This is a genomic window from Vitiosangium sp. GDMCC 1.1324 (genome assembly GCF_003044305.1).
GTDB lineage: Bacteria > Myxococcota > Myxococcia > Myxococcales > Myxococcaceae > Archangium.
This window is the reverse complement of the sequence record NZ_PZOX01000021.1, coordinates 75494-95451: the sequence shown is the minus strand read 5'-3', so window position 1 is coordinate 95451 and position 19958 is coordinate 75494. Positions and strand designations below refer to the sequence as shown.

Annotated in this window: 22 protein-coding genes; 14 read left to right on the top strand and 8 right to left on the bottom strand. The window is 69.5% G+C overall.

The annotated features are described in order from the left end of the window. Position 1: 1 nt before the first annotated feature. The 8 genes from DAT35_RS43260 to DAT35_RS43225 all read left to right on the top strand — a co-directional run bounded on the left by DAT35_RS43260 (position 2) and on the right by DAT35_RS43225 (position 5441). Positions 2 to 886: an ABC transporter permease gene (locus DAT35_RS43260; protein WP_108075177.1), complete on the top strand. Its 885-nt coding sequence runs from the start codon at positions 2 to 4 to the stop codon at positions 884 to 886. After that, positions 883 to 1698 carry an ABC transporter permease subunit gene (locus DAT35_RS43255; protein WP_108075176.1) on the top strand — a complete coding sequence of 272 codons (816 nt, stop codon included), beginning with the start codon at positions 883 to 885 and terminating at the stop codon, positions 1696 to 1698. Before DAT35_RS43260 ends, DAT35_RS43255 begins: the two co-directional genes overlap by 4 nt. 104 nt (positions 1699 to 1802) lie before the next feature. Then, entirely contained in the window at positions 1803 to 2258 is a 456-nt protein-coding gene (locus tag DAT35_RS43250) for a response regulator (protein WP_108075175.1), read from the top strand. A 70-nt stretch (positions 2259 to 2328) separates the two neighbouring features. Further along, positions 2329 to 2874, top strand: coding sequence for a YqgE/AlgH family protein (locus DAT35_RS43245; protein WP_108075174.1), 546 nt, complete (start codon positions 2329 to 2331; stop codon positions 2872 to 2874). Further along, a complete protein-coding gene (locus DAT35_RS43240; RefSeq protein WP_108075173.1) occupies positions 2874 to 3131 on the top strand; it encodes a BolA family protein in 258 nt (85 codons plus the stop codon). The genes DAT35_RS43245 and DAT35_RS43240 overlap by 1 nt, the downstream gene beginning before the upstream one ends. A 15-nt stretch (positions 3132 to 3146) precedes the next feature. Beyond that, positions 3147 to 3467: a Grx4 family monothiol glutaredoxin gene (grxD, locus tag DAT35_RS43235; RefSeq protein WP_108075172.1), complete on the top strand. Its 321-nt coding sequence runs from the start codon at positions 3147 to 3149 to the stop codon at positions 3465 to 3467. Between the two features lie 5 nt (positions 3468 to 3472). Further along, on the top strand, positions 3473 to 4171 hold the full coding sequence (locus tag DAT35_RS43230) for a sulfite oxidase-like oxidoreductase (RefSeq protein WP_108075171.1): 699 nt from the start codon (positions 3473 to 3475) through the stop codon (positions 4169 to 4171). Then, positions 4122 to 5441, top strand: coding sequence for a DUF2914 domain-containing protein (locus DAT35_RS43225; RefSeq protein ID WP_233262051.1), 1320 nt, complete (start codon positions 4122 to 4124; stop codon positions 5439 to 5441). Before DAT35_RS43230 ends, DAT35_RS43225 begins: the two co-directional genes overlap by 50 nt. A gap of 20 nt (positions 5442 to 5461) precedes the next feature. On the opposite strand, the gene asnB is transcribed toward DAT35_RS43225, so the two are convergent. Beyond that, the gene (gene asnB, locus DAT35_RS43220; RefSeq protein WP_108075169.1) at positions 5462 to 7312 is read right to left on the bottom strand and encodes an asparagine synthase (glutamine-hydrolyzing); all 1851 of its coding nucleotides are present in this window, start codon (positions 7310 to 7312) and stop codon (positions 5462 to 5464) included. Between the two features lie 186 nt (positions 7313 to 7498). Here asnB and DAT35_RS43215 point away from each other — a divergent pair, with 186 nt between their 5' ends. Together DAT35_RS43215 and DAT35_RS43210 are read left to right on the top strand one after the other, a co-directional pair. Beyond that, positions 7499 to 7990 (top strand): MarR family winged helix-turn-helix transcriptional regulator, encoded by a 492-nt coding sequence (locus DAT35_RS43215; protein ID WP_108075168.1) that lies wholly within the window; start codon positions 7499 to 7501, stop codon positions 7988 to 7990. Further along, positions 7987 to 8490, top strand: a complete 504-nt coding sequence (locus DAT35_RS43210) for a hypothetical protein (RefSeq protein WP_108075167.1) — start codon at positions 7987 to 7989, stop codon at positions 8488 to 8490. Before DAT35_RS43215 ends, DAT35_RS43210 begins: the two co-directional genes overlap by 4 nt. 41 nt (positions 8491 to 8531) lie before the next feature. Here DAT35_RS43210 and DAT35_RS43205 read toward each other — a convergent pair whose 3' ends face one another. From DAT35_RS43205 to DAT35_RS43185, 5 genes are all read right to left on the bottom strand, one after another. Then, a complete protein-coding gene (locus DAT35_RS43205; protein ID WP_108075166.1) occupies positions 8532 to 10070 on the bottom strand; it encodes an aminopeptidase P family protein in 1539 nt (512 codons plus the stop codon). Between the two features lie 48 nt (positions 10071 to 10118). Then, entirely contained in the window at positions 10119 to 10868 is a 750-nt protein-coding gene (locus DAT35_RS43200) for a 16S rRNA (uracil(1498)-N(3))-methyltransferase (RefSeq protein ID WP_108075165.1), read from the bottom strand. Between the two features lie 13 nt (positions 10869 to 10881). Continuing rightward, entirely contained in the window at positions 10882 to 11376 is a 495-nt protein-coding gene (locus DAT35_RS43195) for a C-type lectin domain-containing protein (RefSeq protein WP_108075164.1), read from the bottom strand. Between the two features lie 59 nt (positions 11377 to 11435). Continuing rightward, complete coding sequence (locus DAT35_RS43190; RefSeq protein ID WP_146210117.1) at positions 11436 to 12518, bottom strand: hypothetical protein; 1083 nt, start codon at positions 12516 to 12518, stop codon at positions 11436 to 11438. A gap of 118 nt (positions 12519 to 12636) precedes the next feature. Continuing rightward, entirely contained in the window at positions 12637 to 13866 is a 1230-nt protein-coding gene (locus DAT35_RS43185; protein WP_108075162.1) for a cytochrome P450, read from the bottom strand. 197 nt (positions 13867 to 14063) lie between these two features. Between DAT35_RS43185 and DAT35_RS43180 the strand changes: the two genes are divergently transcribed. Then, complete coding sequence (locus DAT35_RS43180; protein WP_108075161.1) at positions 14064 to 15239, top strand: tRNA-uridine aminocarboxypropyltransferase; 1176 nt, start codon at positions 14064 to 14066, stop codon at positions 15237 to 15239. Positions 15240 to 15272: 33 nt separating this feature from the next. Here DAT35_RS43180 and DAT35_RS43175 read toward each other — a convergent pair whose 3' ends face one another. After that, the gene (locus DAT35_RS43175; RefSeq protein WP_108075160.1) at positions 15273 to 16352 is read right to left on the bottom strand and encodes a cytochrome-c peroxidase; all 1080 of its coding nucleotides are present in this window, start codon (positions 16350 to 16352) and stop codon (positions 15273 to 15275) included. A 122-nt stretch (positions 16353 to 16474) separates the two neighbouring features. Beyond that, positions 16475 to 17587 (bottom strand): acyltransferase, encoded by a 1113-nt coding sequence (locus DAT35_RS43170; RefSeq protein ID WP_233262050.1) that lies wholly within the window; start codon positions 17585 to 17587, stop codon positions 16475 to 16477. Positions 17588 to 17712: 125 nt separating this feature from the next. Here DAT35_RS43170 and DAT35_RS60195 point away from each other — a divergent pair, with 125 nt between their 5' ends. The 3 genes from DAT35_RS60195 to DAT35_RS43155 are packed head-to-tail and all read left to right on the top strand — an operon-like array spanning position 17713 to position 19825. Next, a complete protein-coding gene (locus DAT35_RS60195) occupies positions 17713 to 18243 on the top strand; it encodes a hypothetical protein (RefSeq protein WP_199243170.1) in 531 nt (176 codons plus the stop codon). Positions 18244 to 18245: 2 nt separating this feature from the next. Further along, positions 18246 to 19379: a cytochrome-c peroxidase gene (locus tag DAT35_RS43160; RefSeq protein ID WP_108075158.1), complete on the top strand. Its 1134-nt coding sequence runs from the start codon at positions 18246 to 18248 to the stop codon at positions 19377 to 19379. A gap of 41 nt (positions 19380 to 19420) precedes the next feature. Further along, positions 19421 to 19825, top strand: a complete 405-nt coding sequence (locus DAT35_RS43155) for a hypothetical protein (RefSeq protein WP_108075157.1) — start codon at positions 19421 to 19423, stop codon at positions 19823 to 19825. Positions 19826 to 19958: the final 133 nt, after the last annotated feature.

The following is a 19958-nucleotide window of genomic DNA, read 5'->3' as shown; positions in this document are numbered from 1 at the left end:
CATGTCTCCCGCACTCGTCCGCATCGGCCGGCAACTGGTGCTCGTGCCCATCGTCGCCATCGCCTCCTACTTCCTCATGGCCGCGCTGCCGCTGACCACCGCGGACGACGCCAAGCGCCAGGTGGCTCCAGAGGTGCTCGCGTCCTACCGGAGGGACCTCGGCCTGGGACAGCCGCTCGGCTTCCTCCGCCCGTGGGAGAAGCTCTTCCGCGGCGAGCGGCTGGGCACCAGCGCCCAGGGCATCACCGGCGATGAGCTGCTGTGGAAGCTCTCCGGCAGCGTGGGCGTGGGCCTGGTGGCCCTGGTGCTCGCGCTCGGGTGGGCCCTGGCCTTCGCGCTGCTCCGGGCCCGGTGGCGCCGCAGCCGCCTCTCCGTGCTCGGGGACGCGCTGCCCGCCGCGGCCTTTGGTACCCCCGTCTTCATCCCCGCGCTGCTGCTCGCTCCCTCCGTGGTGGAGCGCGGGCACCTGCTGCCCGAGCTGTGCGCCGCGTTCGTCATCTCCGTGTGGCCTGGCATCTTCCTCGGCACCCTGGTGGCGGACGCGCTCGAGACGGAGCTGGCTCGCGACTATGTGCGCACCGCGCTCGGCAAGGGCCTGTCCCCGCGCTCCGTCCTGTGGCGCCACGTGCTGCCCAACGTGCTGCCCGCGCTCCTGGATGCCGTGGGCCCCGTGGCCACCGCGCTGCTCGCCGGCTCCTTCGCCGCCGAGCGCGTCTTCGGCCTGCCGTACTTCGGCCAGCTCTACGTCCTCGCCGTGCTCCAGAAGCAGGTGGCCGTGGTGGTGGTGGCCACCACCATCTTCGCCTCGCTGCTCGTCGTCGTCGGGCTCGCGGTGGAGCTCGTGCGGCTCCTCGTGGACCCTCGCGCCCGGGAGGCCCGCACATGAGCGCGCGCCGCGTGCCCACGCGGGCGTGGGTGGGGCTCGTGCTGCTCGTGGGCCTGGGCCTCGCGAGCTGGCTCGCCGGCCGCGTCTTCCCCGAGGCGCTCGCCCGCACCTGTCCGCTGGGCATGGACCCCACCCACCCTGATCGCACGGTGTGCGAGCTGGCTTTCGGGGGCCTGTGGGTCTCCCTGGCCATCGGCCTGGCGGCCGGCGCGCTGTCCACCGTCCTGGGGCTCGGTGTGGCCATGGGGGCTCGGGCCGCTGGCGGCGCGGTGGAGCACTGGCTGCTGCGCGCCGTGGACGCCGTCTTCGCGCTGCCGGACGTGCTGGTGGTGATGGTGTTGCAGCTCGCCGGTCAGTCCATGCTGGACGCGGGCCACGCGGGCGGCCTGGGCCCCTTCGGGCTCATGGTGGTGTCCCTGGCCCTGGTGGGCTGGGCGGGCCCGGCGCGCATGTTCCGCAACCGCCTGGCCACGCTCGAGGGCCAGGAGTTCATCGCCGCCTCGCGCGCCCTCGGCGCCAGCCGCTGGCACCTGCTGCGCGTCCACCTCTGGCCCGCGCTGCGCCCCTTCGTGCTCGCCGTCTTCCTCAGCCGCCTGCCCACGGCCATCCTCACCGAGTCCACCGTCAGCTTCTTCGGCATCGCCCGCATGGAGCCCATGTCGCTCGGCCGCTACCTGGGCACCAGCTACGCGGCCCTCATCTACGAGGGCGGGGCCCGCGTGGTGCTGCCCGCCTGGGGACTGCTCGTGCTGCTGGTGCTCGGCGCCTCGCTGGCCTCCCAGGCGCTCGGGGCGGGGACGCGTCGCACTTGAGGGAGGCGGCGGTTCGCCCTCTGGGACGTTGCCAATGTGGAATTCCGAGCAGGGGTGTGTTCGTTGCCACCACACAAATCCCCCCTCTCACCCCAAGGGTTGCCATGTCCATCGTCAACGAGGAGCTTCCCATCGCCACGGGCCATGCCCGCTCCAGGACTCGAGCCGACGACAACCTGAAGCTGGAGCAGGTCAAGCGCTCGGTCCTCATCGTCGAGGATGACCCGGCCCACCGCGAGCTGCTGGTGGAGCTGCTCACCCAGTGGGGCTACGCGCCACTGCCCGTGGGCAGCGCCGAGGAGGCCGAGTTCGCCGTGCGCAACAAGCGCATGGACGCGGCCATCGTGGACGTCTTCCTGCCCGGGCGCAGCGGCACCAACCTCATGGCCCGCCTGCGCGAGAAGTTCCCCCAGGCCGTCCTCATCGGCGTGAGCGCCATGAGCGATGCGTCCATGGCGCGCAAGTGCAAGGGGCTGGGGGCGGATCTGTTCATCGGCAAGCCGCTCGCGCCGGAGAAGCTCGCCCAGGCGCTGCAGTCCCGGCACACGAGCTGGCACTAAGTCCGACACCCGGCCCCGTACGGGTACGAATCGGTTGCGCGCAAGGGGCGAAGCGCCGAGACTTCCCAGTGTGCAGACACTCGCTCCCGGCCTCCTCGTGGCCACGCCACAACTGACGGATTCGAACTTCCGGCGCTCGGTCGTCCTCATGCTCGAGCATGGGGAGTCCGGCTCCATGGGGCTGATCATCAACCGGGGCGCCTCCTTGACACTGGGGGACCTGGCCAAGAACCAGTCCCTCACCATCGCCCCCGAGCGGACCCACCAGCCCGTCTTCATGGGCGGGCCCGTGGAGAACCACCGGGGCTTCGTCCTCCACGACGACGAGCGTGCGACGGAGAAGCACGAGGTGGTGCCCGGCCTCTACCTCAGCCTCACCCTGGACACGCTCGGCCCCCTGCTCAAGGACCCGGGCGTGCACCTGCGCTTCTGTCTGGGCTATGCCGGTTGGGGCCCCAACCAGCTGGAGAGTGAGCTGTCCTCCGGCTCGTGGCTCTACGCCGAGGCGTCCGCCCGGCCGGTGCTCGAGGGGGATCCGAGTCTGCTCTGGGACAACACATTGAAGAGCATGGGCGTGGACCCGGCCATGCTCCTGAAGGGGAAGGGACTGAACTGATGCTCGCAACGGATGCCATCCGCCAGCGGATTCTCGGCGCACTGCCCGGCTCGGAGGTGGAGGTGCGCGACACCACGGGGACGGGAGACCACTTCGAGGCGCGCGTGGTGAGCCCCACCTTCGCGGGAAAGTCCATGGTGGAGCAGCACCAGATGGTGTACGCGCCCCTCCAGGACTGGCTGAAGACTGGCGAGCTGCATGCGCTCGCGCTCAAGACCTATTCGCCCGAGCAGTGGAAGAAGCTCGGGTCTCGCTGACGAGGTAGTGGAACGATGAATGCAGAGCTGAAGTCGCGTTTCGACAAGGAAGTGGGCAACCACAAGATCGTGCTCTTCATGAAGGGCAACGCGCTGTTCCCGCAGTGCGGCTTCTCCGCGCGGGCGCTGCACATCCTGCAGCAGCACGGCGAGGTGCACACGGTGGACGTGCTGGCCGATCCCGAGGTTCGCCAGGGCATCAAGGAGTACACGAACTGGCCCACGATTCCCCAGGTGTTCATCAACGGGAAGTTCGTGGGGGGCTCGGACATCCTCATGGAGCTGGAAGAGCGCGGCGAGCTGGCGGACATGGTCGCCGGCAAGACGCCCGCCTGACGGACATGTCCGCCCTGGACGACAAGCAGCAGCGAATCATCGAGGCGCGCCTGAAGCTGCGGGCGCGCTACCTGGAGAAGATGGCTCGCACGCCGGGCGTGAGTGACGAGCGCCCCCAGGGCAGTGGTCCTCCCAACCGGCACGGCATGCCCAAGCTGCCGCCGGGGCAGACACAGACGCGCAAGTGGCCCGTGCTGGACCTGGGCGCGGAGTTCGAGCACCCGTCGCTGGAGCAGTGGGAGCTGCGCATCAACGGCGCGGTGGAGCAGCCCGTCACGCTGAGCTGGAAGGACTTCCTGGCGCTGCCTCAGCACGAGGACACCAGCGACTTCCACTGCGTCACCGGCTGGAGCCTGATGGATGTGCGGTGGGTGGGGGTGCAGCTGTCCACGCTGGCGGCGCTCGCCCGGCCGCTGCCCGAGGCGGGATTCATCCTCGCGCACGCCTACGACGGCTACACCACCAACCTGGCGCTCGAGGAGGCCCTCAAGGACGACGTGCTGCTGGTGCACACGTACAATGGGCAGCAGCTGCCGCGCGAGCACGGCGGCCCGGTGCGGATGATCACGCCCCAGCTCTACGCCTGGAAGGGGGCGAAGTGGATCCGCCGCATCGAGTTCCTCCGGCATGACTCGCCAGGCTTCTGGGAACGAAGTGGCTACAGCAACACCGCGCACCCCTGGAGAGACGACCGGTACTCCTGAGCTGGAGACTCCGGCGCTGGAGCCCGTGGGTCCGCTCGGCGTCGTCTCCGAGGCGCCCGCCGTCGTCTCCGAGGCGCCCGCCGTCACTCCTCCGCCCGCCGTCACCCCTCCGCCCGAGGACGGCGTCCCGACGGAGAAGTCTCCCTCGCTGAGGGCGCGGGTGAAGGACTTCCGCTCCCGCCACGCGAAGTGGGAGCTGGCGATCTTCTTCTTCGCGAGCTTCGCCTTCGACATCGCCACGCTGCCGCGCATCGACAACCGCTTCGCGCTCACCAAGCAGGGCGTGTTCCTGGGCGTGCTGGCGCTGCTGCTGGGGGTGGAGCTGCGCTGGAACTGGCGCGAGGAGCCGCCGCGCTGGCTGGCCCGCGTATGGCGCTTTCGCGAGGACGCGCTGCACTTCTTCCTCGGAGGCCTGCTGAGCCCCTACACGCTCTTCTACTTCAAGAGCGCTTCCGGACTGACGGCGCTCCTGTTCCTCTCCGGGGTGTTCGGGCTGCTGGTGGCCAACGAGCTGCCGCGCTTCCGCGCCCGGGGGCCGGTGGTGCGCGTGGCGCTCTTCAGCTTCTGCGTCACCTCATACTTCGCGTACCTGCTGCCGGTGCTGCTCGGCTACTACAGTGGGACGTTGTTCATGGCCGCGGCGGGTCTGTCCTGCGTGGCGACCCTGATCCTCACCCTGCTGGTGCGCAGATGGAGTGGAGACAGGCGGCGCACGCTGCGGCACGTGGCCCTGCCGGGACTCGGCGTCCAGGTGCTGCTGCTCGGGCTGTACCTGTTGAAGGCCATTCCCCCGGTGCCCCTGTCCATGCTGTCCAGCGGCATCTACCACGGCGTGGAGGTGGTGAAGGGCCCTCGGGGCCGGGACTACCGGCTGCTCCACGAGCGCTCCGAGTGGAAGCTGTGGGAGCGCGGGGACCAGGACTTCCGGGCGCGCCCGGGGGACAGGGTCTACTTCTTCGCCAGTGTCTTCGCGCCCGCGAGCTTCAAGCCCCAGCGGGAAGGAGACCGGGGCACCCGGCTCGTCATCCGCTGGTTCTACGAGGACCCGGAGAAGGGCTGGACGGAGTACCACGCGTACGACGACCTCTACCTGGAGCAGGGCGGGCGGGAGCGGGGCTACCGGACGTTCGCGTACGTGACGAACCCCCGGGTCGGGGACTGGCGCGTCTCCATGGAGACCGAGGACGGGCGGGAGATCGGCCGCCTGTCCTTCACCGTGACGCCCGATGACTCGACGCTCCCCCGCGAGTTCAAAGTGGACGCGGGGTAGCCCAGGCGCGGCGGAGCCCGTCAGCTCACGAGCCGGACCTCGTACCGGGTCAGCCAGTCGTTGAGGATCAGCACCTGCTCCAGGGGGGCCCGGGAGAACTGGGTGGATGGGCTCTGGGTGTCCTCCGCCATCGCGCGTACCTGGGTGCGGTCGAGCAAGGGCAACACCGGGGCCCGGCTGTTGTCGAGGATCGCGGCGAGCTGGCGGCGCAGGGCCTTCGCGTACTCGGGGTCCTGCGTGGAGGGGTAGGGGCTCTTGCGCCGCTCGACCACGGAGCGCGGCAGCACGTCGGCGGTGGCCGCGCGCAGCAGGCTCTTCTCGTGCCCGTCGAAGGTCTTCATCGACCAGGGCGTGTTGAACAGGTACTCCACCAGGCGGTGATCGCAGAACGGCACCCGCACCTCCAGGGCGGTGGCCATGCTCATGCGATCCTTGCGGTCCAGCAGCATCTGCAGCCAGCGCGTGAGGTGCAGATAGAATATCTCGCGCATGCGCCGCTCCTGGCCCGACTCGCCCTCCAGGTGGGGCACCTCGGCGAGCGCTTCCTGGTAGCGCGAGGCGATGTAGTCCTCAAGGCCCAGCCGCTGGCGCAGGTCCGGGGCGAACGCCTCGGTGCGCGCCCTGGCGCCGCTCCGCATGAGCGTCATGGCTATCCAGGGGAAGGTGTTGGCGGAGACGATTTCCGGGATGTGGAACCACGAGTAGCCGCCGAAGACCTCGTCCGCCGACTCGCCGGAGAGCGCCACCGTGGAGTGCTGGCGGATGGCGCGGAAGAGCAGGTACATCGACGTGTCCATGTCTCCGAGTCCCTGGGGTAGATCCCTGGCGCGCAGCACGGCCTCGCGTGCGGTGGGGTCCGCCAGCTCGTTGGCGGAGAGGACGATGTCCGTGTGGTGCGAGGCGACGTGCCGGGCCACATCGGCCACGAAAGGAGCGTCGGGCGTGCCGCGGATCTCATCGGGCTGGAAGTGCTGGGCGTTGCCGACGAAGTCCACGGCGAACGAGCGCACGGGTCCGGCTCCCTGGGCCCGCAGGGCGTTTTGCGCCAGCGCGGTGATGACGCTGGAGTCCAGTCCGCCCGACAGCAGTGAGCACAGTGGCACGTCGGAGATGAGCTGGCGGGCGACGATGTCCTCGAGCAGCTCGCGGATGGTGCGCACCGTGGTCTTCAGGTCATCCGTGTGGGGCCGGGACTCGAGCTTCCAGTAGGCCTGCTCCCGCAGGCTCCCGCGCCGCACCGTCAGCACGTGGCCGGGACGCAGCTCCCTCATGCCACGGAAGACGGCTCGCCCCGGCGTCTTGCTGAAGGACAGCACCTCGCGCAGCCCATCGTCATCCATCTCCGCACGGGCCAGCGGGTTGGCCAGGATGGCCTTGGGCTCCGAGCCGAACAGCACGCCCGCAGGGGTGGGGTAGTAGTACAGCGGCTTGATGCCCATCCGGTCGCGCACCAGCAACAACTCCTGCTTGCGCACGTCCCAGATGGCAAAGGCATACATGCCATTGAGCCGCTCGGTGAAGGCGGTGCCCCACTGCTGCCAGGCATGCAGCACGACCTCGGTGTCGCTCTGGGTCCGGAAGCGGTGCCCGAGCGTCTGGAGTTCCGAGCGCAGCTCCCGGAAGTTGTAGACCTCGCCGGTGTAGATGATGACCGCCACCGGTGCACCATTCTCCTCGGCCACCATCGGCTGCCGTCCGCCCTCCAGGTCGATGATGGACAGCCGCCGATGGCCCAGCGCCACGTGCCGGGCCAACCACAGCCCCTCGGCGTCGGGTCCCCGGTTGCGCATCGTGTCCGTCATCGCTTGCGCCGTGCCTCGCTCCTGCGTCAGGTCCCGCTCGAAGTCCACCCATCCAGCAATTCCACACATGGCCCACCGCCTCCTTGTTCGTCCCAGCTCAGGGCGGTCCGGTTCCTTCCCATCAGAGGGTGGGGCAGTGCCGGGCTGCTCTCGGGTTGGTTGCGCGGGACATACTGCCGATCGTTGCGCCGTGCAACGACTTGCCGTGTCATGGACTTCTCCTCCGTCTTGCGTCATTGAAAAGGTAGAGGGGACATGGACAAGCATCGGAAAGCGGAGCGGCAGGAACAGACACGTGAGCAGACGACGCTCACGGCCCTGGAGCGGGAGATGAGCGTGTTCGTTCGGCGCGCGCTCCGGTCAATCTGGACGGAAGAGGACGACGAGGGCACTCTGGGCCGGTGGACCTACGCGTTGCTCGTGCGGCTGTCGGATGACGGGCCGCTGCGGGTGGGGGAGGTGGCCCGCCGATTCGGAATCGACAAGTCGACGGCGAGCCGGCACCTCGCACGGTTCGAGGAGGTGGGGCTGGTGGAGGCCATCGCGGACGAGCGCGATGCCCGCTCGGCGCTGCTGCGTGTCACGCCCCAAGGGGAGCAGTGCCTCGCCAAGGCCCGCCTGGCCCGGATGCAGCCGCTGCGCCGCGTCTTCGCCTCGTGGCCGGAGCAGGATCGAGCGGAGCTCACCCGTCTGTTGGCCCGGCTCAACGTGGAGCTGGATCAGCTCGGAGGCTCTCGGGAGCCATGAGGACGCGTTGCCTCTTGCTGTTGCTCACGGCGCTCGCGGGCCTGCCCGGGCTCGCGCGGGCCCAACCCTCGACTCCGTACCATCCCCGGATCGCGGGCGTGCCCATGTCCTGTGTGTCCACCTCGGGCGTGCCGGTGGCCTTCGTGCCGAATACCTCGCTCGCGGATGTCGGGCTGTGGTTCCCCGCGTGGCCCGGCGTACCGGCGCATGTCGAGTACAACCCCGCGTTGTTGGCGCGGCTGCCTTCACCGGTGCAGCTCTTCTGGTTCGGCCACGCGTGCGCTCACGGAATGTCCGCGAGTGATTCCGACGAGGAGCGCGCGGACTGCGAGTCGCTCCAGCTCCTGAAGCGGCTGGGGCTCGTGTCACGCGCGCAGGTCCTGGAGATGCAGTCCTATCTCCAGGGCACGCCCGTGGTTCAGTGGGGCCATCAACCCGGGCCTTCACGCGCACGGCTGCTGCTCGGGTGCTACGACCGGGCGTCCGGGCCTCGGAAGTAGGGGAGGGTGCTCGGAAGAGCCCGAGCACCCTCGGAGTCGAGTTAGCGCTTCTCGCTCCAGATCTGCTTCATCCACTCCTCGACGTCCTTCGTCTGGCGAGGGATGTCCTCGGACAGCACGCGGCAGCCCGTCTTCGTCACCAGGACGTCGTCCTCGATGCGCACGCCGATGCCCCGGTACTTCGCCGGCACCGTCAGATCGTCCTTCTGGAAGTACAGGCCCGGCTCCACCGTCAGCACCATGCCCGCCTTCAGCTTGCCGAACTTGTACGCCTCCTGCCTCGCCTGCGCGCAGTCATGCACGTCCAGGCCCAGCATGTGGCTGACGTTGTGCAGCGAGTAGCGCTTGTAGAACTGGTTCTCGTCCTTCAGCGCCTCCTCTGGCTTCGTCTTGAGGATGCCCAGCTCGTACAGGCCCTCGGCCAGCACGCGCATCGCCACCCGGTTGGGCTCCATGAAGTCGTTGCCCGGCTTCACCGCGTCGATGGCTCTATCCTGCGCCTCCAGTACCAGCTCGTAGATCTCCCGCTGCTCCTTGGAGAACCGGCCGGAGATGGGCAGCGTGCGCGTGATGTCCGCCGTGTAGAGGCTGTTGCCCTCCACGCCCGCGTCCAGCAGCAGCAGCTCGCCCTTCTTGAGGTCGCCGTCATTGCGCGTCCAGTGCAGCACGCACGCGTGGTGGCCCGCCGCCGCGATGGTGCCGTAGCCCACGTCATTGCCCTCGACGCGCGCCCGCAGGTTGAACACGCCCTCCACCTCACGCTCGCTCCGGGCCGCCTTCAGCCGGCGGATGACGTCCTCGAAGCCCCGGTGCGTGGAGTCGATGGCCGCCTCCAGCTCGCGCACCTCCTGCTTGTCCTTGAGCAGCCGCATCTCGGACAGCGCTGTGGCCAGCTGCTTGTCGCGCTCGGCGTGCTCGGGCACCGCGCCGTCCACCTTCGCCGAGTGGCCGCGCAGCACGCGCGTGGGCACCACCACCGCGCCCCGCAGGCCCTCCAGGAACGTCTGCAGCTCGGGCAGGCCGCGAGCCTCGTGCACGCCGAAGCGCGCCTGGCTCTCCTTCACGCCCAGCCGCGGGCCCACCCACAGCTCGCCCTTCACGCGATCCGTGAAGAAGGTGGAGTCACTGCGGCCCGGGTTCGGCTCCACGAAGAGGATGTCCGTGTGGCCACCGCCCTGATTCGGCTGGAGCACCAGCACACAGTCGGGCTCCATGTTGCCCGTCAGGTAGTAGAAGTCTGTGCCCGGCCGGAAGCGGTAGTAGGTGTCGTTGGCGCGCACCTTCTCGTGGCCGGTGGGGATGACGAGCGTCTCGCCCGGGAAGAGCTTCGAGAGCGCCTTGCGGCGGGCCGCGAAGGACTCCGCGTACTTCAGCTTCGGCGGCAGCTTCCCGAGCTGGGGCTTCCACCCCGTCATCATGAAGTCGAGCAGCGCGGGCGGGGGCGCCGTGTCGTGGCTGGCGGGCTTCGCCTTGGCCTCGGACTCGGGAGTCACCAGGGGCTGCTGCTCGGGCGCCTCGTCCTGCGGCGGCGTGTTCACTGCGGCGGTTGCTTGGGCTCTGGGTTTGGTCGTCTTCGCCATGGGGGACGACTCTTGAACAACCCCCCGCGCGCCTTCAAGCACGATGCGCTAGGTCGTGCGCGCAGTGTCCTCCCGTAGCAATGCCACCTGGCCGAGGAGGACGGGGACGGCCGTCTCCACCCGGAGGATCCGAGGGCCCAGGGAGAAGGGGCGGAAGCCGTGGGCCTCCAGCAGCTCCGCCTCGAAGGGCACCCAGCCACCGTCGGGGCCCACGGCCAGCACCACACGCGGTGCGTCATGAACGCCTGTCCGGGTGAGCGGCTGTTGCGCGGGCGGGTGGGGGAGGAGCCGGAGGGCGCCGGTGCCGAAGACGGTGTCCAGCTCGTCCTCGACGAAGGGGCGGAAGCGCTCGCGGACGAGCACCTCGGGGAGCCGGGTGTCGCGGGCCTGCTCGAGGCCCTGGTGGAGGAGCTCCTCGACGAAGTCCGGGGCCAGCACCTTGGAGTCGAAGTAGCTCTTCTCCACGCGGGCGGCGTTGACGAGCACCACGCGGTCCACGCCGAGCTGGGCCACGGCGGGCAGCACGCGCTTGAGGGCCTTGGGGCGGGGAATGGCGAGCAGCAGGTCCACGCCCGCGCGAGGCGGAGGCGGGTCGGTGAGGGAGACGCGCAGGCGGAGGAGGCCCGGGGTGTTCTCCAGTACCTCGCCGGTGCCCACGAGCCCGCCCAGCCTGCCCACGCGGAGTGTTTCTCCCGGCTCGGCGCGGAGCACCTCGCGGGCGTGCTGGGCGCGGCGGCCGGTCATCTGGACGGTGCCGTCCGGGAGGAAGTCGGAGTCCTGGAGGAGGAGGAGGTTCACGATGGATCCCCCGTCATCTCGTGCGCCGTGGCGCTCTGGGGGCCTTCCGGGGGGCGGGACGCGCCACTGGCCTGCCATTTCGGGCCGCCAGCGTCTCGCGGGCCCATTGCTCGTCCTCCTCGCTCCGGATGTTCACCAGGTCGCTTCCACATTGGGTGCAGGTCGTGACGTGCCAGTTCTTCACGACCCGTGGACACTGGAGGCACAGCGCATAGGGCAGGGGGACGGAGTCGAGTGGATCCCTCGGCTGCGCGCGCTCGGGTGGCGGCTCGTACCGGGCGCTGTCTCCCTCGACGATGAGCTTCAGTCCTCCCACGGTGGCTACGCCGCCGACGATGAAGAACGCGGCGATGATCTCGAGCTCGCCGTCGAAATGGCGCGACGATTTCTTCGCGTCCTGCGCGAGAGAAATGCCACCGGCTAGGATGATGGCGCCGAGCAGGAACGCCACCACGCCGCCTTTGCGGCCCGTCCTGCGAAAGGCTTCGAAAATGTCGTCCAGGTCCATGGTCGGGCGTTTCTAGCTCGTGACTTTGAGATGATTGCAGAACGTCCAACGAGTAGCAGTCAGTGCTTCTCGTTCTGCTGCGCCTCGTCCAACGCCTTCTCCTTGTTGTGTTGGGACTCCTCGGCCTTCTTCGCGGTCTCGCGGGCCCTCTCGAGGAGCTCGGCGGGCGTGGGCACCTCGGGTTTCTCCAGCGTGCTCTTGGGACCCGGGTCCTTTCCGTCCTTACCGGCAACGGGTGGAGATGGAGGCTTCGGCTTGGAGTCGGCCGGCTTGGACTCGGAAGGAGGTGGTTCCTCTCCAGCGAGAGGGCCTTTCATGGTGAACACGCCCACCTGGGCCTCCACGGGCACGGCCCGGGCGCGATACCGGGCGGGAATCTCCCCGCGCGAGCCCACGAAGTGCTCCGTCCCCTTCTCGTCCTTGTACCGGTACATGCCCTCCGTCGCGGCGAAGGCGTGCTTCTCCTCGGACGAGGCCGGAAAGCCCTCTCCCTCGAAGCCCAGGCGGAATGCATGTCCGTCCGCTGTCTCGAACTCGACCGCCTTCCCGTCGGAGGTGTAGTGCGGTGGCTCCCCTTCGATGCCTGTCTGGCCCTTCACCCAGGCGATGCGAGGCGTGGGCTCCCGCACCTCGACCGGCGCGCCGACGAGGGCTCCCGCCTTCGCGCCCTTCATGCGCACGCCGTGCTCGTAGAGCGTGGCCACCTCCACGTCCTTCCAGTTGCCCGGCAGGGCCGCCGGGAACGGGTCGATCACGAGCACCCGCTTCCCATCCGGAGAGACGAACTTGAGCTGCTCCCTCGTCGCGATGCAGGTCTCCCACTTCCACATCACGCTCGGTCCATCCTCCGGCGACGAGAGCGTCGCGACGCTCGTGCACCGGGGCGTCTTCCCGTCCCTGTACGCGGTCTGCCGGACCTCCGCATTCCCATCGGCGGAGCGCGCTGACCAGCTCTGGTCGGGAATCTCCACCGCGGGAGGTGGCTGACGCCCCTCGGGCGCTTCCGGAGTGGAGGGCTGCTGCGTGCCAGAGGCCTGCTCGGAGCCAGCCGGACTCTCCTGCTCGTTCCCTGGCTCGGTCCGGGCGGACTGCTGCTGACAGCCGCTCAGGAGCAACACCACCGCCAGACTCCTCAATCGCATGCCACCCCTCACTGCTTCCATGGGACACGGGAGCGTACACGACTCCCGCCAGTACCGAGGGCCTGGAAACCTCCGCACCGGGCCCGTGTTCGAGCCCGGCGGCAGAGGCGGTGGTGGGCTACAGCTCCACCGGCAGTGTGATCAGATCCTCGGTGAGGAGGCTGCGCTGCTGCCACGTGGCCGTGGTGCCCTTCGCGGGCCGCACCTGGGGGAAGCGCCGCAGCAGCGTCTCGAAGAAGACGTGGGCTTCCAGGCGGGCCAGCGCCGCGCCCAGGCAGTAGAACGAGCCATACCCGAACGCCACGTGTTTGCCCGGTTTGCGGGTGACGTCGAACTTGTCCGGCTCGGGGAAGATCGCGGGATCCCGGTTCGCCGCGGCGAGCATCAGGTACACCATCTGGTAGGGCTGGATCTCATTCCCGTCGAGCTCCACCTGCGCGGTGGCGAGCCGGGTGATCATGGCGGCGATGTCACCGTAGCGCAGCATCTCCTCCACGCCCTGGGGGATGAGCGAGGGATCCTGCCGCAGCAGCGCGAGCTGCTCCGGGTGATCGAACAGGAGCGCCATGCCCCGGCTGATGAGCCGCGCGGTGGTCTCGTGGCCGGCGAACAGGAGCAGCACACAGTTGGCGAGGATCTCCTCCTCGCTGACGAGGCCCTCGTCCTGGGCGCGCAGGAAGACCTCGAGGATGTTTCCGCTGTCCGGGGAGCGGCGATACTTGGAGAGCACCCCGCGCATGTAGTCCATCATCTCCGTGACGCTCTTCTGGCTCTGGTGGAGCTGCTTCACGTCGGCAGTGCTGAAGATGGCCGCCAGGTCCCGGGACCATTTCTGGAGCATGTGCTCGTCGGTGAGCGGCACGCCGAGCATCTCGGCGATGACCATCGAGGGCAGGGGGATGGCGAGCTCCTGCACCAGGTCGATGGTGCCCTTGGCCGCGGCGGCGTCGAGCAACGAGTCGGTGAGGGCCTGGATGCGCGGCCGGAAATCCTCCACGGTGCGCGGGGTGAAGTAGCGCTTGAGCAGCGCCTGGAAGCGGAGGTGGCCCTCGTGGGTGGTGTGCCCCATCCACATGGCGACGGAGTCGCGCAGCGGCGTGAGCTGCTTGCGCTCTTCCTCGGGGATGCGCTCGAACTGCATCGTCATGGGCCCGGCCACCAGCCGGGGCGCCTTCAGCGCCTGGGAGATGTCGGCGTGGCGGGTGAGCACCCAGCCCTGGAGCTGGGGGCTCCAGTGGACCGGCTGCTTCTCCCGGAGCGCATGGTAGAGCGGATGCGGATTCCGGGCGGCCTGGGGGTCGAGAAGGTCGAAGGCGAGGGGTTGTTGAGAGAGGGTTGCCTGGCTCATGAAGCTCCCTATGCGCGCGGCGAGGAGGGAGGCCGCGCTGGTGGTGGGCTTAGCACGGGAGAGGTCGTGTGCCAGGGGAAGGGACCGGCCCCTGCTCCCCTGGTTTCCCCCAGGCGAGCGGGCACCTTGGCTCCTCATCTCCCACCCCGGTGCGGCCAGTTCTTGCCGGCTCCCAGTGAGACCGCTAAAGCGGCGGGGTGCGTTCCCTCTGTCTCCGCTGCCTGCGTCCCGAGTCCACGTGCTACTGCGCGCGCGTGCCCCGGGTGGACTCGCGCACGCGGGTCGTCTTCCTCCAGCATCCCCGTGAGCGGCGGGTGGCCATCGGTACGGCCCGCATGGCCCACCTGTCCCTGCCCAACTCCGAGCTCTACGTGGGCGTGGACTTCTCCGGCCATGCGCGGCTCGAGGAGCTCGCGGCCCGTCCCGAGCGCGTGGCCGTCCTCTTCCCGGGCGAGGAGGCCATCCCCATGGAAGAGGCGAGGAAGCAGCCGCCCGAGACGCTCATCGTGGTGGACGGAACCTGGCCCCTCGCGCGCAAGCTGGTGAAGACGAACCCGCTGCTCGCGGGGCTGCCGCGCATCGGCTTCGTCCCACGCCGCCCCAGCAACTACCGCATCCGCGCGGAGCCGGAGGAGCACTGCGTCTCCACCATCGAGGCGGTGGTGGAGGTTCTCGGGGCGCTCGAGGGCGAGCAGGAGCGCTTCGACACCATGCTGCGCGCCTTCGAGTACATGGTGGACACGCAGCTCGACTGTCAGGAGAAGCGGACGGATCCGCCGCGCCGGCGCATCTACAAGTCCGCGTGGCAGCCGCCGTTGGAGCTGCGCTCCATCGCCGAGGACTTCGAGCACCTCGTGCTCCTGTACGCCGAGGCCAACGCGCATCCCTCGGAGATGGGCATTCCCTCGGAGCTGGTGCACCTGGTGGCGATGCGCCCGAGCACGGGCGAGCGCTTCGAGACCATCCTCGCTCCCCGGCGGCCGATGGCCCGCAGCACGTCGCTGCACGTGGAGCTGCCCGAGGAGGTGCTGCTGTCGGGTGAGCCGCTGGAGGCGGGCCTCGCGCGTTTCCAGGCCTTCCTGCGTCCAGGAGACAAGCTCGCGGTGTGGACGACGTTCGCGTTGGACCTGCTGCGGCGCGATGGCTTCCCGGTGCCCGAGGCGGTGAACGTGCGGCTGGCGTGCGCGCGGGCGCTCAAGAACAAGACGGGCGGGGTGGAGCAGGGGGCGGAGCAGCTGGGCTCTCGGCTTCCCGAACCATGGGCCCGAGGACGCGCCGGCCGGCGCATCGCGGCCCTCGAGGCGGTGGTCCGTGCCCTGGATGAGCGGGGCCGGGCCACCGAGCCCCCTTCCCGGGAGCGCATGGCGTCCTAGCCATGGCCGCGGGGCGGGGGCCGGTGCTTCACGTCACGACGGATCCGGCTTCGGCGTCTTCGGGCCGCTGGCGGGCAGCTTCGGCTTGGCGATGTAGCTCTTGGGCAGCTCGCCGGTGAGCGCATCGAGGAAGACAACGATGGACTTCGCGTCGTCGTCGCTGATCTGCTTGCCGAACTGGTGCTGGGCCATCAGCTTCACGGCCGTGGGCAGCTCCTTCACCGAGCCATCGTGGAACCACGGGCCCGTCTTCGTCACGTTGCGCAGGGTGGGGACGCGGAAGATCATCCGGTCCGCCTCGTTCTTCGTCACCTCGAAGCGGCCCTGGTCCTTCGTCTGGAAGGGTACCACGAGACCCAGCTTCTGCAGCGAGCCGCCGATGGCGGGGCCGTTGTGGCAGGTCTGGCAGCCCTGATCGAGGAACTTCTTCAGGCCGGCCTTCTGCGCCTCGGTGAGGGCGTTCTCGTCACCGGCCAGGTACTTGTCGAAGGGCGAGGGCGTGACGAGCTGGCGCTCGAACGCGCCAATGGCCTTGGCCAGGTTGTCGTACGTCACCGGATCCGCCTCGCCCGGGAAGGCCTTCTGGAAGGACGTGACGTAGCCGGGGATGGACTTCACCGTCTCCACGACGCGCTCGGCGTTGGGCATCGCCATCTCGACGGGGTTGAGGATGGGGCCCTTGGCCTGCTCCTCGAGGTTGGGGGCGCGGCCGTCCCAGAACTGAAGGATGTGGCCACCGGCGTTGTACACGGTGGGCGAGTTGCGGCCGCCGAGCTGCTTCTTGTGGCCCGGCGAGGTGGGCTTGCCGTCCACGCCATACTTGTTCAGGTCATGGCAGCTGTTGCAGGACACGTCCTGGTTCTTCGACAGACGGGTGTCGAAGTACAGCATCCGTCCCAGCTCCACCTTCTCGGCGGTGATGGGGTTCTTCGCGTCCTCGAAGCGGGTGGGCAGGACCTTGAACGCGTTGAGCAGGGCGCGATCGATGACGACCTTCTGGGCGGCGGTGGCCGGCGCGGCCGGAGCGGCGGGCTTCGCGGCCTGGGCGAAGGCCGTGGCGCCCGTGGTGGCGGCGACCAGGATCAGGGGACGAACGAGCGAGTTGAGTTTCATGAGTCTGTTCTTTCACTGAGCTCCGCGGCAGGGAGACCCTTCGGGTCCAGGTGGGGGGGGCGCCGGAAGCTTGTCAGGAAAGTAGCAGTCCCAAGGGGAGGGAGGGAAACGCGGTGCGTCAGTCAGATGCGCTGGCCGGAGCGCATCGGGGTGCCGTTCATCGGCACGGGACGGGCGCGCCACGTCGCGCTATCCGCGGAATGGCGCCGCCCTCGGATCAGCTTTCCCAGGCGGGCGAGCGCGTAGCACACCGCGAGCAGCGCCACACCCACACCCAAGGCGGGGAGCAGTCCCAGGGTGGGGCCCAGGCGCCCGGCGAGGCCCGGCGTTCCGGCCCAGCCGTACACCACCGGGAGGTGCAACACATACAACCAGAGCGACGTGCGGCCCAGGGGCGCCAGCAGCCGGGAGAACACCGGGGGCGCCAGGTTGACGGCGCCCAGCACCAGGAACCCCTGACCCACGCGGAAGGCCACGAGCCACGCGCTGGTGGGGCCCCAGTCCGCGGGCAGCAGGTGCGTGAGCAGCATCAGCCCCGAGCCGAGCGCCACCAGTGCCAGGCCCTGAGGCCAGCCGGATCGCAGCAGCCGCAGCAGGTGTGCCGCGAGCGCTCCGGCGAAGAAGAAACCCGCCCAGGGGAAGAGCGGGAAGCGCGAGCCCGGCATGCCCACCGCCTGCCGCAGCTCCACGGACCAGTCGGTGGAGGCGCTCCACATCCACGTGCTCGCCAGGGGGATGCCCACGGCCAGCGCGGCGAGCATCACGGCCCGCGTCCAGGTGCCGCGCGCCAGCACCAGCACCGCCGCGCCCACCAGCAGGCTCACCCCGATGCTCTGCAGCGCGTCGAAGGCGAAGACGAGCGAGCGCAATTCCTCGCTCCAGCCGAGCGCGTGGACGGTGTCCCATCCCGGCCAGTGCAACAGGTAGCCGAGGAAGAGGAGCAGCAGGGCCCGCCGCGCCCGGCGGCCGAAGGACTGGCTCGCGGTCCCCGGGGCGGTGCCGAGCGCGGCCACCACCGCGAAGCCCGCCACCAACAGGAAGAGCGGAGCGGTGAGGCCGCGCAGCTCCCAGTAGCGCTGCACCCACGGGTGGGCGCGCAGCTCCGGCGAGAGCAGGGCGTCCAGCGTGTGTCCCAGCACCATCGCCACCACGGCCAATCCTCGTGCCCCGTCCAGTCCAGGGTGGCGGGACGAGGGCTGGCGGAGGTCGAAGAGGGATTCGCCGGGTCGGGTCACGGACCCCGAGCATACGTGCAAGCGGGCCCCGAGTCTCGAAAACCGACGCGACAGGTTCCCCAGCCCCACCCGGGACATCCCACGAGGGCTGACGGGGAGCCCGCGCGGTGGTGTCATGGAGCGTCATGACCACCCGAGAAGGCCTCCTGACTTCCCTGTGTCTGTCGTTGCTCGCGCCACTCTCCGCCCGGGGCGAGGTGTCCGAGATTCCTTCCCGGGACGACTGGTTCGGCCGGGACAAGGCGCTGCACTACAGCGTCAGCGCGGGCCTGGCCGGCGCGGGGTATGCCGGTGGGGCGCTCCTCTTCGAGGCCCCGGAGGCCCGGTGGCTGACGGGCGCGGGGGTGGCGCTCGGGGCGGGGGTGGCCAAGGAGCTCTACGACGCCGCGCGTGGGAGCTTCTTCTCCGTGAAGGACCTGACCTGGGACGTGCTGGGGACGGCCACCGGGCTGGGCCTGTCCTGGGCCGTCGACCGGCTCTTCTTCCAGCGGGAGGCCGCCGCCCGGCCGCCTGTCACCCAGAAAGGCGGGGCAGGGCTCCCAGGAGGGATGCGCCCCACCCTGGCCCTGTCGCTGAACGCGGGGAGTCATCCCCAAGGGCGGCTCGGTGATGGTAGGAACACTTCAGTGCAGCTGTTCCTCGTGGGAGGTTGGTAGAGATGATGCGGAATCGGTTGTGGCTCGGCGTGGGACTGGTGTCCCTGGGCGCCTTCTCTTCCTCGTGCAGCAAGGAGTCTCCGCCGCCCGAGCCCAAGCCGGCCGCCGTGGCCACTCCGGCCCCCGCGCCCACGCCCGCTCCTGCTCCCGCCGCGGAGCCGCCGAAGCCCCGGATGAGCTACGAGAAGCTCGTCTCCTTCTTCCGCCCGTCCGCGGCCGCGAAGGCGGTCGAGACGCCGGTGGATTCCCCGGCGCGGATCGCGCTCGGGCGCATGCTCTTCTTCGAGAAGCGCCTGTCGAAGAACCACGACATCTCCTGCAACAGCTGCCATGACCTGGCCACCTTCGGCGTGGACCACAAGCCCACCTCCGAGGGGCACAAGGGCCAGAAGGGCACCCGCAACGCGCCCACCGTCTTCCACGCCGCGGGCCACATCGCCCAGTTCTGGGACGGCCGCGCCGCCACGCTCGAGGAGCAGGCCGCGGGCCCGATGATGAACCCGGTGGAGATGGCCATGCCGGACGACAAGCGCGTCCTGACTACGCTCAACTCCATCCCGCAGTACGTGAAGGCCTTCAAGGCGTCCTTCCCCCGCGAGAAGAAGCCCGTGAGCGTGACGAACGCCGCGCGCTCCATCGCCGCGTTCGAGCGCAAGCTCATGACGACGGCGCGCTTCGACAAGTTCCTCGGGGGCGACGAGTCGGCCCTCAGCGAGCAGGAGCGGCGCGGGCTGGAGCTCTTCGCCGGCGCGGGCTGCACCACCTGCCACAACGGTCCGGCGGTGGGCGGCACGTCCTTCCAGAAGCTGGGCCTCATCGAGGAGTACCCCACCGAGGACAAGGGCCGCTTCGATGTGACGAAGAACGAGGAGGATCTGCACAAGTTCCGCGTGCCCACACTGCGCAACGTGGAGAAGACGGGCCCCTGGTTCCATGACGGCTCCGTGAAGGAACTGCCCACGGCGGTGCGGCTCATGGCGAAGCACCAGCTCGGCACGAGCTTCACCGACGCCGAGGTGGACGACATCGTGGCCTTCCTCAAGAGCCTCACGGGCGAGCTGCCCGGGCCGGAACTGCTCGCGGCCCCCGAGCTGCCCCCGAGCACGCGCACCACGCCGAAGCCGGATCCGACGTAAACGCTCGCCTCCCGGCCTGGGGAGCGTTAGGAAGCGCGGCCATGAGAATGCTCTTCTACGCCCACTCCGGGCTGCGCTACCTCGTGCTCCTGATGGGGCTGATCGCCGTCGCGTACTTCGCCTTCGGGCTCGCCACCAGGCGGCCCGTGGACAAGTCGGTCCGCATCATCGGCTCCAGCTTCGCCGGTCTCCTCGATACGCAGGTGCTCCTGGGGATCGTCCTGCTGGGCTCGGGTTGGCCCTTCTACCCGGCGCTCTGGGGTCACCTGACGATGATGGTGCTGGCGGCGGTGGTGGCCCACGTGCTGCTGGTGGTGAACCGGAAGCGGCCGAACCCCGGCTACCTGCTGCCGCTCATCGGCGTGGGCGGGGCGCTCCTGCTCATCATCGGTGGCATCCTGGCCATCAGCCGCAGCGTGGTGGGCATGACCGGCGCTGGCGGCTGAGCCCGCGCTGGCCGAACGCCTGGAGCCGCTGACGTTCATCGGCGGCGGCTCGGTGTGGCGCACATCCAACACTCCGGTCTCCGTCTGGTTCGAGCCGCGTTGACGCGGTGTTCGCGGTGGTGGTCTGCCCCAG